Annotated in this window: 13 protein-coding genes; 3 read left to right on the top strand and 10 right to left on the bottom strand. The window is 71.0% G+C overall.

Features of this window, described 5'->3' with window-relative positions; translation table 11 throughout:
• Positions 1-9 precede the first annotated feature (9 nt).
• From KCH48_RS25600 to KCH48_RS25580, 5 genes are read right to left on the bottom strand one after another with little or no spacing between them, the layout of a single operon-like run.
• The gene (locus KCH48_RS25600; RefSeq protein ID WP_210577081.1) at positions 10-372 is read right to left on the bottom strand and encodes a TadE/TadG family type IV pilus assembly protein; all 363 of its coding nucleotides are present in this window, start codon (positions 370-372) and stop codon (positions 10-12) included.
• A gap of 1 nt (position 373) precedes the next feature.
• On the bottom strand, positions 374-742 hold the full coding sequence (locus KCH48_RS25595; protein ID WP_210577080.1) for a TadE/TadG family type IV pilus assembly protein: 369 nt from the start codon (positions 740-742) through the stop codon (positions 374-376).
• Complete coding sequence (locus KCH48_RS25590; protein ID WP_210577079.1) at positions 739-1,980, bottom strand: AAA family ATPase; 1,242 nt, start codon at positions 1,978-1,980, stop codon at positions 739-741. Before KCH48_RS25590 ends, KCH48_RS25595 begins: the two co-directional genes overlap by 4 nt.
• 9 nt (positions 1,981-1,989) lie before the next feature.
• The gene (gene cpaB, locus KCH48_RS25585) at positions 1,990-2,697 is read right to left on the bottom strand and encodes a Flp pilus assembly protein CpaB (RefSeq protein ID WP_210577078.1); all 708 of its coding nucleotides are present in this window, start codon (positions 2,695-2,697) and stop codon (positions 1,990-1,992) included.
• Positions 2,698-2,752: 55 nt separating this feature from the next.
• Positions 2,753-3,655 carry a hypothetical protein gene (locus tag KCH48_RS25580; protein WP_307840947.1) on the bottom strand — a complete coding sequence of 301 codons (903 nt, stop codon included), beginning with the start codon at positions 3,653-3,655 and terminating at the stop codon, positions 2,753-2,755.
• Between the two features lie 233 nt (positions 3,656-3,888).
• On the opposite strand from KCH48_RS25580, the gene KCH48_RS25575 reads away from it, so the two are divergent.
• From KCH48_RS25575 to KCH48_RS25565, 3 genes are all read left to right on the top strand, one after another.
• A complete protein-coding gene (locus KCH48_RS25575) occupies positions 3,889-5,574 on the top strand; it encodes a chitinase (RefSeq protein WP_210577077.1) in 1,686 nt (561 codons plus the stop codon).
• Between the two features lie 129 nt (positions 5,575-5,703).
• Entirely contained in the window at positions 5,704-6,222 is a 519-nt protein-coding gene (locus KCH48_RS25570) for a SigE family RNA polymerase sigma factor (protein ID WP_210577076.1), read from the top strand.
• A gap of 80 nt (positions 6,223-6,302) precedes the next feature.
• Positions 6,303-7,562: a hypothetical protein gene (locus KCH48_RS25565; RefSeq protein WP_210577075.1), complete on the top strand. Its 1,260-nt coding sequence runs from the start codon at positions 6,303-6,305 to the stop codon at positions 7,560-7,562.
• Here KCH48_RS25565 and KCH48_RS25560 read toward each other — a convergent pair.
• The 5 genes from KCH48_RS25560 to KCH48_RS25540 form a co-directional block, all read right to left on the bottom strand.
• Positions 7,544-7,978 carry a hypothetical protein gene (locus KCH48_RS25560; protein WP_210577074.1) on the bottom strand — a complete coding sequence of 145 codons (435 nt, stop codon included), beginning with the start codon at positions 7,976-7,978 and terminating at the stop codon, positions 7,544-7,546. The two genes, KCH48_RS25565 and KCH48_RS25560, sit on opposite strands and share 19 nt — an antisense overlap.
• Before the next feature lie 27 nt (positions 7,979-8,005).
• Positions 8,006-9,316 carry an Nramp family divalent metal transporter gene (locus KCH48_RS25555; RefSeq protein ID WP_210577073.1) on the bottom strand — a complete coding sequence of 437 codons (1,311 nt, stop codon included), beginning with the start codon at positions 9,314-9,316 and terminating at the stop codon, positions 8,006-8,008.
• A 73-nt stretch (positions 9,317-9,389) separates the two neighbouring features.
• The gene (locus KCH48_RS25550; protein ID WP_307840946.1) at positions 9,390-9,782 is read right to left on the bottom strand and encodes an ATP-binding protein; all 393 of its coding nucleotides are present in this window, start codon (positions 9,780-9,782) and stop codon (positions 9,390-9,392) included.
• Positions 9,783-9,942: 160 nt separating this feature from the next.
• A complete protein-coding gene (locus KCH48_RS25545; RefSeq protein WP_307840945.1) occupies positions 9,943-10,851 on the bottom strand; it encodes an MEDS domain-containing protein in 909 nt (302 codons plus the stop codon).
• Between the two features lie 40 nt (positions 10,852-10,891).
• The gene (locus tag KCH48_RS25540; RefSeq protein WP_210577070.1) at positions 10,892-13,210 is read right to left on the bottom strand and encodes a LuxR C-terminal-related transcriptional regulator; all 2,319 of its coding nucleotides are present in this window, start codon (positions 13,208-13,210) and stop codon (positions 10,892-10,894) included.
• Positions 13,211-13,357 lie beyond the last annotated feature (147 nt).

The following is a 13,357-nucleotide window of genomic DNA, read 5'->3' as shown; positions in this document are numbered from 1 at the left end:
ATACCTCGTTCAGTGGTCGACCGGCATGGTGGCGGTCTTGGTGGCCGGGTCGAAGTTCCAGCCGGGGACGATCGACGGGATCTGGACGGTGGCGGTGACGGTGACCTCGTCGCCACCACCCGCTTCGGAACAGGAGACGGACAGCCAGTCGCTGATCGCGTTCACGCAGCCGTTCTGGGCGCTGTCGTCGAGCGAGGCCGCCCGCGCCCCCGCCCGCGCCGCCGTCCCGGCCTGCTGGGCGGCGTAGGCGATCAGCCCGACCTGTACGCCGGCCAGTGCGACGAGGAGCAGGATCGGGATGAACCCGAGGTATTCGATGGCTACTTGGCCGCGGTCGCGGTCTCTACGGCCGTAGAAGAGTCGGTACGACATCTCAGTCCTCCTCCTGCACGGCACCCGCATGGCCATCCACCGTGAACGGGAAGCCGATCGAGCCCGGGAAGAGGACGGGCACCTCAAGGTGCACGTCGGCCGTGACATAGCCGCCGCTCGCGCTGCATGCCACGGTCGCACCTCCCTGCCACGCGCTCGGGAGGTTCCGGCGCCCCGCCTCCTCGCAGGCCGCCTGCCCCTCCGAAGCCGTCGCCGCCCGCACCGCCTCGTCCGCAGCATTCCCCGCGAGCGTGAACGTGTACCCCAGCAGCACGAACTGCCACACCAGCACCAGCGTGAGGATGATCAGCGGGGTCATCCCGAGGAACTCGATGGTGACTTGGCCTTCGTCGCGCGTGCGGGCTCTCATCCCCCACCGTCCCTCCGCCGCCGGAAGCCGACCGCCCCCCGTCCGCCCCGCCGGACGTCGCCCTCGGGGGCGTTCACCAGGCCGAGTTCGGCCGCGAGCGCCCACAGGGCCTGCTTGACCGTGCTTCTGCCGTCGAGTTCGTGGACGCGGCCGGCGTCGACCGCGGCGTGGAGTTCCTTGAAGTTGGCGGGGACGGCCGTGGCGGCCACCGCCGTGCCGGTGATCTTCTGGATCAGCGAGGGCTGGATCTCCGTACCGCGGGTGTGGCGGTTGACGACGATCGTCGTCTCCTCGGCCTTGCGGATCTGGAGCCGGTCCCACATGCGGACGGTGCGCTTGGCGCCGCGGACGGAGACCACGTCCGGGGTGGTGACCAGCAGGGCCCGGTCCGCCATCTCGACCGCCGCCGCGCTCGCGCCGCTCACCTGGGCGCCGCAGTCGATGACGACGACCTCGTAGCGGGAGCGCAGGGCGCCGACGATCTGCCGGGCGGCGCGGTCGGTAACCTCCTCGCCGCGTTCGCCCTCGCCGGGGGCGAGCAGCAGCGCGACGCCGGTGTCGTGGCGGAAGACCGCGTCGGCGAGGACGCGCGGGGATATGTCGGTGATGGTGGCGAGGTCGACGACCGAGCGGCGGAACTGGATGTCCAGGTAGGAGGCGATGTCGCCGGCCTGGAGGTCCATGTCCACGAGGGCGGCCGACCGGCCCGACGCCTGGGCGGCGAGGGCGAGTTGGATCGCGGTCAGGGTCGCGCCCACTCCGCCCTTGGCGCCGCTCACCGTGATCACGGTGCCGCCCACGCCGGTGAACACGTCGACCGCGCCGCCCAGATGGCGCCGTACGCCCGTGGACCACTGGGCGACCGCCTGGACGCGGCTGGCCAGTTCCTCGTAGTTCAGCGGGAGCGCCACCAGGCCGCGGGCGCCGTAGTCCATGGCGGCCTGGAAGAGGCCGGGGCTGGCGTCGGAGGTGACCAGGATGACGCCGACGGCCGGGAAGCGCAGGGCGACGTCGCGGATCAGTTCCAGGGCGGGGACCGGGCCGATGCGTTCGTGGACGACGACGACCTCGGGCAGTTCGTCGACCGACTCGGCGGCGAGCCGGGAGAGGGTGTCGACGAGCTGGGTGGAGTCGACCACCGGGGCGACCGGCTCGGCGTCCGGGAGCTGGCTGAGCAGGGTGGTGAGGGACCGGACCGCGTCCGGATCGCCGACCGCCGGGAGGATCCTCGTGGGCATGCGGGCCTCTCACTTGTCCTTGGCGAGTTCGTACGTCCGGTCCTGCTCGGGAATGGTGCCCGTCTCCCCCGGCGCGACCAGCGCGAGCCGGACCCGCTGGGCGAAGGACTCGGCGTACGTGATGCGCTGGGCGTCGAGCGCGGAGAGCGCGAAGGTGATGGGGACGGCCTTGGTGGCCTCCCGGGTGCGGTCGTCGGCGTCGGGCTCGAGCGGGGTGAGATCGCCGACGTCGAGGACCCTGGCGTTGGTCACGATGATCTTGGACTGATCGGGGTCGCCCTCACGCTCGCCCTCGAAAGTGGCGTACACGTTGACCGTGGAACCCGGCGTGATCTTGCCCGCCACACCGGTCGCCGAATCGATCATGATGGCGACCTCCTGCTGCCCGGCCTGCAGGGCGGGCTGGTCGACGATCATGTCGCTCTGCAGCAGGGAGCCCTTCTTCAGGGTCGTCACGGCGATCTTGCCCTCGATCTGCCGCAGATCGGTGACGGCGGTGTCGGACAGCCAGCGCTCCGGCATCTCGACCTTCTCGAACTGGCCCGCGCCGAGGGCCTCGTAGGGCTCCACGTTCGACTTGACCCGGTAGGCGGTCACCTCGGGACCGACCTTGGACTCCACGTCGTTGACGACGGAGAGGACGCCGGCGAACGCGCCGAGGGCGCACAGGACCGACAGGAGCAGGAGTATCACGCCGCGGCGCTGACGGGAGTTCATGAACCGTGGAACCTCATCGGGGGGTGGGGGTCGAGCGGTGTCGGGTGGTGCGGGCTCATCCGGCTGTTATCTGTTTCCGGTTCTGGTGCTGAATCTGCCTGTGCTGCCGAGGCGTTTGCAGGCTCTTGTGCTGTTCCTCGAGGACGGGCGGGGTGGCGGAGCAGAAGACGCAGCGGTCGCCGATGACGTCGATGCCGCACCAGTGGCAGACGTTCTGCCGCACCGAGGTGACCAGTTGGTAGAGGACCGAGAGGTCGGGCAGGTAGGAACAGAACTCGATCAGCTTGCCGGTCCCCCACCAGTGCGGGGACTCCGCGGGCAGCGGGGCCTCCCGCAGCCCGTGCACCCGCCAGGAGTTGGCCAGGCTCTCCGTGACCCAGTCCGACTGCAGCTGGCCCTTGGCGAACAGCATCCAGGTCGCGAACTCCGGGCCGGTCAGCGCGGCTCCGGGCTGGAGCTTCACCAGCTGCGGCTCGGGATGTGCGACCACCCCGAAGTGCGTGCCGGGCACCCAGGACTTGGCGTGCGACTTCAGCCCGACGGGGACGCGGTCGAGGCGGGCGACCGAGCCGAGCAGCGCGCCGGCGTGGATGTAGTGCGTGAGCAGCCGGCCGGCGGAGGCGAGCACGCCGGGGCTGAGGTCGCAGGAGGCGAGCTGTCTCAACTGGCGGGCCAGGACGGCGAGTCCGAGCGGGGGCAGCGACGGACGGAACAGGGCGATCCGGTCGCTCTCCAGCAGGGACCGTACGGTGTGCAGCCGCTGTGTCACGGCCGCGGGAACCGCCTGTGAGCACACGACGATGACATGACCGTGCTGGTCGATCAGCGACTGCACGGCGGCGAGCGACTGGTCGAGCGGCTGCCGGTCCAGGTCCGGGAGCACCACCGCGGGCACGGTGCGTTCGTCGTGCGGCGGCAGCGCCAGGTCGGCACTGGTCACGGCAATGGCAGTTGGCACGTGCAGCTCCCCGGTTCACCCGCCCCTGTCGGCCCGCCGGTGATACCCCGACGCACCGAGTCGACTTCACAGCGTGACTACCAAAGCACTGTAACCACGCCTCAATGACCGGAGAACAGCGTTTCTGTAGCTGTGAAGCATCCGGCGATGCACAAGAGCTGCCAAAACGGGGCAGGTTGAGCATCTCGGCAGCACCTCTTGACAACAGAATTGGTCTGGACCAACGTGTTGTCATGTCCCCACAGAAAAGATCGATACGACTCTGGGCGGGCGCCCTCACCGCCGCCCTGGCGCTCTCCCTCACCGGTGCCGGCCAGGCGTCCGCCGCCGACGTCAACAACGCCAAGAACGCCGGTTTCGAGTCCGGCCTGAGCAACTGGACCTGTTCCGGGAACAGCGGCACGACGGTCACCTCCCCCGTGCGCACCGGCACGACCGCGCTGAAGGCGACCCCGGCCGGGCAGGACAACGCCCGCTGCACCCAGACGGTCGCGGTCAAGCCCAACTCGACGTACGCGCTGAGCGCCTGGGTGCAGGGCGGGTACGCCTATCTGGGCGTGACCGGCACCGGCACCACGGACGTGTCGACCTGGACCCCCGACTCGACGAGCTGGAAGCAGCTGACGACGTCGTTCACTACGGGCGCCTCGACGACATCCGTCACGGTGTACACGCACGGCTGGTACGGACAGCCCGCGTACTACGCCGACGACCTCTCCGTGTACGGCCCCGACGGGGGCGGCGGGACCGATCCGGCGCCGACGATCCCCGGTGCGCCGGCCGGTCTGTCGGTGTCGGGCACCACGTCCTCGTCCGTGTCCCTCGCCTGGAACACGGTCGCGGGAGCAACGGGCTACCACGTCTACCGGGATGGTACGAAGGTGACGGCGGTGACCGGAACGTCGGCCACCGTCACCGGCCTCGCCGCCTCCACCTCGTACTCCTTCCAGGTCACGGCGGTCAACGCGGCCGGTGAGTCGGTGAAGTCGGCCGCGGTGACCGGGCGGACCACGGCGACCCCGGTGGGCCCCGCCCTGCCGAAGCACGCGGTGACCGGTTACTGGCAGAACTTCAACAACGGCGCCACGGTGCAGAAGCTCGCGGACGTCCAGTCCCAGTACGACATCATCGCGGTGGCGTTCGCGGACGCGACGTCGACGCCGGGCGCGGTGACCTTCAACCTGGACTCGGCGGGGCTCGGCGGTTACACGGTCGACCAGTTCAAGGCGGACGTGAAGGCGAAGCAGGCGGCCGGGAAGAAGGTCATCGTCTCGGTCGGCGGTGAGCGCGGCACGGTGGCCGTGAACGACTCGGCGTCGGCGGCCAACTTCGCGAACTCGGTGTACTCGCTGATGCAGACGTACGGCTTCGACGGCGTCGACATCGACCTGGAGAACGGCCTCAACGCCACCTATATGACACAGGCGCTGCGGTCCCTGTCTTCGAAGGCGGGCTCGTCGCTCGTCATCACGATGGCGCCGCAGACGATCGACATGCAGTCGACGTCGAACTCCTACTTCCAGACGGCGCTGAACATCAAGGACATCCTCACGGTCGTCAACATGCAGTACTACAACAGCGGTTCGATGCTGGGCTGCGACGGCAAGGTCTACAGCCAGGGCTCGGTGGACTTCCTGACGGCGCTGGCCTGCATCCAGCTGGAGGGCGGTCTGGCACCGTCGCAGGTGGGACTGGGCCTTCCGGCCTCGACGCGCGGCGCGGGCAGCGGGTATGTCTCGCCCTCCGTGGTGAACAACGCGCTGGACTGCCTGGCGAGGGGCACGAACTGCGGCTCCTTCAAGCCGTCCAGGACCTATCCCGACCTGCGGGGCGCGATGACCTGGTCCACCAACTGGGACGCGGCGGCCGGGAACGCGTGGTCCAACGCGGTGGGGCCGCATGTGCACGGGCTGCCGTAGGCGATGACGATCGAACGGGGCACCCGGCGAATCCGCCGGGTGCCCCTTCGTCGCGTTGGTCCTGTCGCTGTGAAACATTTCCCCGGGCCCACCGCATCAATGAGGTGAAGGCCGACGAGGGGGAAGTACATGAGACAGGTCCGCGGGAGCGGTGCCGAGACGTATGCGGGGTTCGCGGCGGCGCGAGCGGGGCATCTCTACCGGTCCGCGTGCCTGCTGACCGCCGGGGACACGCATCTGGCCGAGGACCTGGTGCAGGAGACCCTCGGGCGGCTGTACGTCAAATGGGGACGCGTCTCCCGGGTCGGCAACCCCGCGGGGTACGCGCAGACCGTCCTCACCCGCACCTTCCTCGCCCATCAGCGCCGCCGCAGCAGCACCGAGCGCGCCACGGACGTGCTGCCCGAACTCCCGTACGCCGCCGACGGCGACACCTCCCTGCGGCTCACCCTGCTGGAGGCGCTCGCCCAGCTGCCCGCCAAGGACCGGGCGGTGGTCGTCCTGCGCTACTGGGAGGACCGCTCCATCGAGGAGACCGCCGACGCGATGAACACCAGCTCGGCCGCGGTCCGCACCCGGTGCACCCGCGCGCTGTCCCGGCTGCGCGAATTCCTCGGCGAGGACATGGACGAGTACGCCGCCCCCTGATCCACGCCATCCCTGATCTACGCCACCCCTCATTCGCCATCGAGCCCAGACCGACACCTCTGCAGAAACGGTGGTTTGCCATGCCCTCCGAACCCCAGGAAGACCTCTTCGCACACCGGCTCGGCAACGCCCTGACCGAGGCCGGCGACCACTTCGAGACCGACCGTCACGCTCTCGTCGTCGCCGGCGAGGCACGCGGCCGCCGACTGCGGTACCGCCGCCGGGCGGCCCTCGTCGGCGGCGTCGCCGGGATCGCGCTCGTCGGCGTCGGCAGCGCGCTGCTCCTGCCGGCCGACGACGCCGACGGGCGGGCGTCCGTGGCCGCCGACAGCTCGACACCGAGCCCCTCCGCCGACGGCCAGTTGCCGGGCGACACCGTCGTCCGCGCGCTCGAGGAGATGCTCCCCAAGGGGACGTACAGCAGGCAGCAGGGCGCGGGCACCAGCACGGGATCGCCGTACGCCTCACTGGTGTACGACGACGGAAAGGGCGGCGCGCTCGTCAGCGTCTCCCTGGGCAAGGTGGAGGCGGGCGGCGAGGCGGCCGAGCAGCTGACCACCTGCCCGGACAAGGCCCTCGTCGCGTACGACGCCTGCACCACGAGCAAGGTGCCCGACGGCACGCTCATGATCTACCAGGGGTACGAGTACCCGGACCGCCGCGTGGAGACGAAGCACTGGTACGCCTCGCTCGTCACGCCGTACGGCCATCACGTCATGGTGAACGAGTGGAACGCGGAGGCCGAGAAGGACGCTCCGCTCACCCGCGACCAACCGCCCTTGTCGCCCGGGCAGTTGAAGAGCATCGCCACCAAGGACTTCTGGATGATCGCCATCGACGCCGCCGCCAGGAACGCCCCGGCGGACAAGTCACCCGACACCTCGGACGCGTCCACCGACCGTCCCGCCGCGCCCACCGGCACCGACGTGCAGAAGACGCTCGCGGCCCTGCTCCCCAAGGACACCGAGGTCGTCTCCCAGGGCGGTGAGGGCGAGTACGGCTATGTCGTGGCCGACGACGGCAGCGGCCGGAGCCTCGTCGAGATCAATGTGCAGCCCGACATGCGCGACGTCGCGGACCAGCTCTTCGGTGCGGACGCCGAGGTCCTCGGCGACGGCACGAAGGTCGCCGTGCGGCAGGGCCCCGGCGAGAAGGGCGGCGAGGGGGTCGTCATGTGGACCGTCGACACCATCCGTACCGACGGCCGGCGCGTCGTGGTGAGCGCCTTCAACTCCGGTGCCCAGCACACCGCCGCGACCCGTGACACCCCCGCGCTGACCATCGCCGAGCTGCGGGAGATCGCCCTCAGCCCGCAGTGGGTTCAGCCCATGGGCCGGTAGTACCCCAGCACGCCCGCCAGCTGACCGAACCACTCCCCCAGCCGATCGCCGCGCTTGGCGTCCACCGCGCACTCGAAGAACCGCCCGTCGACGTGGGCGACCCCGACGACGAGGACGTTGCCGTTCGCCTTGTAGTGGACGCCGCGGATCTCGGGCCAGGTCAGGTCGAGGTTCATGCCGTGGTTCTCGAAGGAGACCCCGGAGGCGTCCACGACGACGGCGTTGCGCCGGTCCACGGCCAGGAACTCCGGGCCCGCGGGAGCCGGGTGGGGCGGCATCGGCGCGGGGTGGGGTGCGTACGACGGTGGGCCGGGCGGCGGCGCGGGGACGTAGGGCTGCTGGGGGACGTACGGCTGCGGGGGCGGGCCGAAGCCGGGCGGCGATGACGGCGGTGGGCCGGGATCGGGCTGCTGCATGAGCGCACGGTAACGCGGCCCGAGGAGCTAGAAGAACTCGGACCAGGGCTGGTCCCAGACCTGCTTCACGCACAGCACCAGGAACAGCAGCCCGGCGATCGCGAGCATCGCGTTGCTCACATGGCCGTTGCGCCATTCGCGCGGGGTGCGTGAGCTGTTGAGGAGCCAGATCAGGGTGCCGGCGAGGAAGGGGAGGAAGGCCGCGCCCAGGACGCCGTAGATGATGATCAGTCGGAAGGGCTGGCCCTCGAAGAGCAGGACCATGGGCGGGAAGGTGAGCCACAGCAGGTAGGCGCGGAACGGCCAGGACCGCTCGCGCTCGCCGGACGCCACCTCCTCGCCCGTCGCCTTCTCGCGCTTCTGCTGCCGGGCCACGAAGTCCGCGAACATCAGGCTCACGCCGTGCCAGACGCCGATGAGGGAGGTGAACGAGGTGGCGAAGAAGCCGATCAGGAAGAACTTGGCCGTCGCCGAGCCGTACTCGTCCTCCAGGATGTCGCTCAGCTGGATGAGGCCCTTGTCGCCGCTGGCGATGGCGATGTTCGCGGAGTGCAGCATCTCCGCGCCGACGAAGAGCATGGCGACGACGAAGATGCCGGTCGTGGCATAGGCGACCCGGTTGTCCAGGCGCATCACCTTCATCCACCCGGTGTTCGTCCACCCCTTGGCGTTGACCCAGTACCCGTACGCGGCCAGCGTGATGGTGCCGCCGACGCCACCGATCAGGCCCAGCGTGTTGAGGATCGAGTCCTTCTCGTCGGGCAGCACCGGCAGCAGACCGGCGAAGGCGTCCCCGAGGTTCGGCGTGACCCGGATCGCCAGATACACCGTCACCACGAACATGACGCCGACCAGGACCGTCATGACCTTCTCGAACACCGCGTACTTGTTGAACCAGACGAAGACCAGCCCGACCAGCCCGCACGCGATGCCCCACCACTTGAGGTCCATCACATCCGGGAACAGCGCCTGCAACGGCAGCGCACTCGACGACATCGCCGCCGCGCCATAGACGAAGCCCCAGATCACGACGTAGACGACGAAGAACCACGTCGTCCAGCGCCCCAGACTCGCCCACCCGTCGAACAGGGTCCGTCCCGTCGACAGATGCCAGCGCCCCGCCGCCTCGGCCAACGAGATCTTGACGAGGCAGCCGATGACGGCGGCCCACAGGAGCGTGTACCCGAAGTTGCTGCCCGCGATCAGCGTCGCCACCAGGTCACCGGCCCCGACACCGGTCGCCGCGACGACGATGCCGGGGCCGATGTATTTCCAACTGGACTTGCGGGGGGTGCTAGTGACGTCGCCGGTCGCCTGGTTTCCCGTGGTCTCAGCCATGCCGATCAAGAAAGCGCAAAGCGTACGAGGGCACAAGGGGGCGTGCGCCGATCAGCACCCGATGCGCACACGGCTATCGCCCACCACAGCCGTTGCAGCCGCACGTATCGAGCTCGAACCAGACTGTCGTGCCCGGTCCGTCCTGGTGGCAGCCCCAGCGCCGGGCAAGGGCATCTACTAAGAACATCCCCCGACCGCTCTCCGCCGTCCCCGCGTCCAGCACTCGCGGCTGTCCACCACCCGCGTCCGCGACCTCACACCGCAGAACACCGTGCGCGGCGGTCATGGTGAGCGTGAACCTGCTCTCGGAGTGCAGTAACGCATTGGTCGCCAGCTCGCTGACGAGCAGCTCGGCGGTGTCGGCCACGTCCTCCCGCTCGCCCAGTCCCCATATCTCCAACTGCCGGCGGACCTCCGCGCGGGCCTCGCGGACCGAGGTGGGGCGAGGCTCGTAGTCGACGCTCACGTGGCCTGCCCCCAAGGGCGGTTGGGGGTAGGCGCCGTACCTGGGACCGGGTTCCGGGAGGCGTCCCCCGGAGAGTTGCAGCATGGTTCCTACGGTGTCCTCCCCGCGTATACCGCACACGGGGAGGACTACCTGTTTCCGTACCTGCGTCGACGTACGCCTACCCGTACTGCAGACGTACGGTCGCCCCCTCCGCGTCGTCGCGCACATCGACGTACGCGCAGACCTGCCGGGCGAACCACAGCCCCTGTTCCGGCTCGAGCTCGGCGTCGGGCGGCGGGATGAACCCGGCGAGCGGGTCGGCGACGCGGCGTGTGGTGCGCAGTTCGCAGACGCAGGCGGGGGCGGCGCCCCACAGCAGCGCGCCGGTGACCGGTCCGAGGGAGGCCGCCGCCGCGAGGACGGAGCCGGCGAACAACTCGGCGTCCGCGGCGGACAGTCCACGGGCGACCGCGACGGCGCACAGCTCGTCCGGGTCCGGGTGGTGGAGGTGCTGCGCGTCCGCCGGAGGCTCGGGCAGCGGTACGGCGTCCAGTTCGGCGGCGAGCGTGACCGGGTCCACGTAGGTGCCCGTGCCGGGGTGGGCGCGGCGGGCGGCGGCGACGATGGCGGCTCCGGCGGTGCGGGTGTCGTACGCGCACAGGGCGGTGGTCGCGAGCGGCGCGAAGAGGAGGTTGGCGAGGGCCTCGTAGCGGATCCACTCGGCGGTCTCGCGGGGTGAGCGTCCGGCGCGGCCGTCCCAGACGGGTTCCATGAGGAGGTGGATACGGCCGCCGGGTCCGGCGTGCGCGGCGAGGTAACCGGCGCCCTGGGCGACGGCGTTGGCGGCATTGCCGGTGTACCAGTCGGTCTGCGGGATCAGGCCGACGCTCTTGGCGTCCGCGCCGAGTGCGTCCCGCAGCAGGTCCAGCTTGCCGGGGGCGGCGATGGCGACGGGCGGGGGTTCGCCGGGGGCGCCGAGTCCTTCGGTGAGGAACGGGAGGGCGGCGGCGACGAATGCGTCGTCCGTGCCGAAGACGGCCATACGGTGGTCGAACGCCCCGTGGGCTGGGGCGGGTTGGTTGGTCACGGGTTCCCTTCGAGGTCGGGGAGGGAGGTGCCTGACGGGTTCAGCGCTGGGCGGCCACCCAGGCGGCGATCTGGCTGCGGTTGCTGAAGCCGAGCTTGCTGAGGATGCGTTCCACATGGCCTTCGGCGGTTCGGCGGGCGATCACCAGTCGGTCGGCGATCTGCTGGTTGGCGAGCCCTTCGGCGACGAGCGCGGCGACCTCCGTCTCACGGCGGGTGAGGCGGACGCCGTTGGTGGGCCGCTCGCTGGTGTCGTCCGGTGGCTGTTCGTCGCTGAGGGCGTAGGCGGCGGCCTCTGTGACGCCGAGCGCACTGCCGCGTTCGTACGACCGCTGGAAGGCGGGCCCGTCCAGCGTCTCGCGCGCCCGTTTCTCGCACTGTCTTCGTGCGGAGTTGAGGGCGTCCGAGCCCCAGCGGTCTTTGTCGATGTCGGCCCAGACGCGGTCGGCTGCGCCGAGCAGGACGGCGGCGCGTTCCGGGTTGCCGCGTTCGGCGGCGATCACGGCGAGCAGGTCGAGGGTGAGGCCGATGCCGATGACGTCGTAGACGTCGAGCTTGCGGCGCAGCGCGTCGAGGGCGTGCCGTTCGGCGCGTGGCCAGTCCTGGCGGACGGCGTGGGCGAGGGCCAGGATCCGCAGCAGGTAGGAGCGCACCCATTCCTCGTCGTGCTCGGCGCATTCGGGCAGCGCGGCCTCGCAGACGGCGACGGCACGGTCGGCCTGGCCCAGCAGGGCGAGCGCGCAGGCGAGTTCGACCTTGTCGAGGCCGTGCATGCTGAGGTGCTGGCCGGGGGCGCGGCCGCGGGCGACGGCGGTCTCGAAGTGGGCGAGGGCGATCTGGAGGTCGTTGCCGAAGAGCTGGAGGACGCCGATGACGTACTCGGCGTGGGCGGTCTCGGCCGGGTCGCCGAGGTGACGGGCGAGGCGGCGGGCGTCCTTGGCGAGGTCCAGGCCTCGGGCGAGGTCCTGGGTGGCGGCGGCGAGGAGTCCGGCGACCCATAGGCCGCGGGCGCGTTCGGGGGTCGGTTCGGGGTTGGCGTCGAGGGCGCGGTCGACCCAGTAGCGGCCTTCGCGGGGTGCGCCGCAGGCGTGCCAGTAGAACCAGAGGGTGCCCGCGAGCCGTAGTCCGGCGAGGCGTTCGCCGGGGGCGGTGAGGCAGAAGTCGAGGGCGGCGCGCAGGTTGTCCTGGTCGGCGCGGAGCCGGGCGACGGTCTCGCGCTGTCCGGGACCGAACCAGGCGCGTTCGTGGGCGGCGGCGCACGCCTGCGTCCAGTCGCGCTGGCGGCGCCGGGCGGCGGTCTCCTCGCCGGGCAGCCGGCGCAGCCGCTCCAGGCCGTAGTGGCGCAGGGTGAACAGCAGCCGGTAGCGCACCCCGTCAGGGCCCGGCTCCCGGCACAGCACCGACTTGTCGACAAGTCCGGCGACGGCTTCGAGGACGTCGTGCGCGCCGACCTTCTCGCCGTCCGCGCACACGGCTTCCGCCGTGTCCAGGTCGAAGCTGCCGGCCAGCACGGAGGCGCGCGCCCACACCAACTGCTCGCGCTCGGTGCACAGTTCGTGGCTCCAGTCGATGGCGGCGCACAGGGTCTGGTGCCGGGGCAGGGCGGCCGGGCTGCCGGCGTTGAGCAGGCGGTAGCGGTCGTCGAGGCGGTCGAGGAGCTGCTCGACGCCGAGGACGCGCATCCGGACGGCGGCGAGTTCGATGGCGAGCGGGAGGCCGTCGAGGCGGCGGCACAGCCGGGCGACGGCGGCCCGGTTGGCGGCGGTGAGGCGGAAGCCGGGGACGACGGCGGCGGCGCGGTCGGCGAAGAGGGCGAGGGCGGGGTAGCCGTCGGCGGCGGAGAGGTCACCGTCCGGGTCGGGGACCGGCAACGGCCGTACGTCCAGCAGATGTTCCTCGGTGAGGCCCAGGCGGTGACGGCTGGTCGCGAGGACGCGGACGCCTGCGGTGCCGTGCAGCAGGGCGGCGGCGAGTTCGGCGCACGCGGGCAGCAGATGCTCGCAGTTGTCGACGACGAGGAGCAGCCGCCGGTCCCGTACCTGCTCCACGAGGGCGTCCAGTGGGGGCTGCGAGGAGTGGTCGTGCAGGCCGAGCGCGTCGGCGGCGGCGAGCGGGACGAGCGCCGGGTCGTGCAGACCCGCCAGGTGCACGAAGCGCACGCCGTCCGGGAAGGCGCGGGCCACCCGGGCCGCGAGGCGCGCGGCGAGCCGGGTCTTGCCGACGCCGCCGGGACCGGTGAGTGTGACCAGCCGGGCGCGGGCCAACAGCTCGCGGCCTTCGGCCAGTTCGTCCCGGCGGTCGACGAAGCTGGTCGTCTCGGCCGGCAGGTGACGGTCCCGTCGTGGCGCTGATCCGCCCATGATCAGCCAGTCCTTGGGAGGGTGTGGGGGTCCGAGGAAAGCCGGGGGGTGAGATCCCCACTCTCCCGCGGCGGATTGCATATTTGCACGCCGCGGTCACACCGTCGGGTGCACTTCGCCGGGGTCCGGGTCTGCCGGGACGGGCGG

The organism is Streptomyces sp. GESEQ-4 (assembly GCF_017948455.1).
Lineage (GTDB): Bacteria > Actinomycetota > Actinomycetes > Streptomycetales > Streptomycetaceae > Streptomyces.
The sequence above is the reverse complement of the archived record's forward strand: the minus strand, read 5'-3'. Positions and strand labels throughout refer to the sequence as shown.

Excerpts from the sequence above, each read along its gene's own strand:
- KCH48_RS25600 (WP_210577081.1), bottom strand. The coding sequence starts at position 372 with ATGTCGTACCGACTCTTCTACGGCCGTAGAGACCGCGACCGCGGCCAA.
- KCH48_RS25595 (WP_210577080.1), bottom strand. The coding sequence starts at position 742 with ATGAGAGCCCGCACGCGCGACGAAGGCCAAGTCACCATCGAGTTCCTC.
- KCH48_RS25590 (WP_210577079.1), bottom strand. The coding sequence starts at position 1,980 with ATGCCCACGAGGATCCTCCCGGCGGTCGGCGATCCGGACGCGGTCCGG.
- cpaB (WP_210577078.1), bottom strand. The coding sequence starts at position 2,697 with ATGAACTCCCGTCAGCGCCGCGGCGTGATACTCCTGCTCCTGTCGGTC.
- KCH48_RS25575 (WP_210577077.1), top strand. The coding sequence starts at position 3,889 with ATGTCCCCACAGAAAAGATCGATACGACTCTGGGCGGGCGCCCTCACC.
- KCH48_RS25570 (WP_210577076.1), top strand. The coding sequence starts at position 5,704 with ATGAGACAGGTCCGCGGGAGCGGTGCCGAGACGTATGCGGGGTTCGCG.
- KCH48_RS25565 (WP_210577075.1), top strand. The coding sequence starts at position 6,303 with ATGCCCTCCGAACCCCAGGAAGACCTCTTCGCACACCGGCTCGGCAAC.
- KCH48_RS25560 (WP_210577074.1), bottom strand. The coding sequence starts at position 7,978 with ATGCAGCAGCCCGATCCCGGCCCACCGCCGTCATCGCCGCCCGGCTTC.
- KCH48_RS25555 (WP_210577073.1), bottom strand. The coding sequence starts at position 9,316 with ATGGCTGAGACCACGGGAAACCAGGCGACCGGCGACGTCACTAGCACC.
- KCH48_RS25540 (WP_210577070.1), bottom strand. The coding sequence starts at position 13,210 with ATGGGCGGATCAGCGCCACGACGGGACCGTCACCTGCCGGCCGAGACG.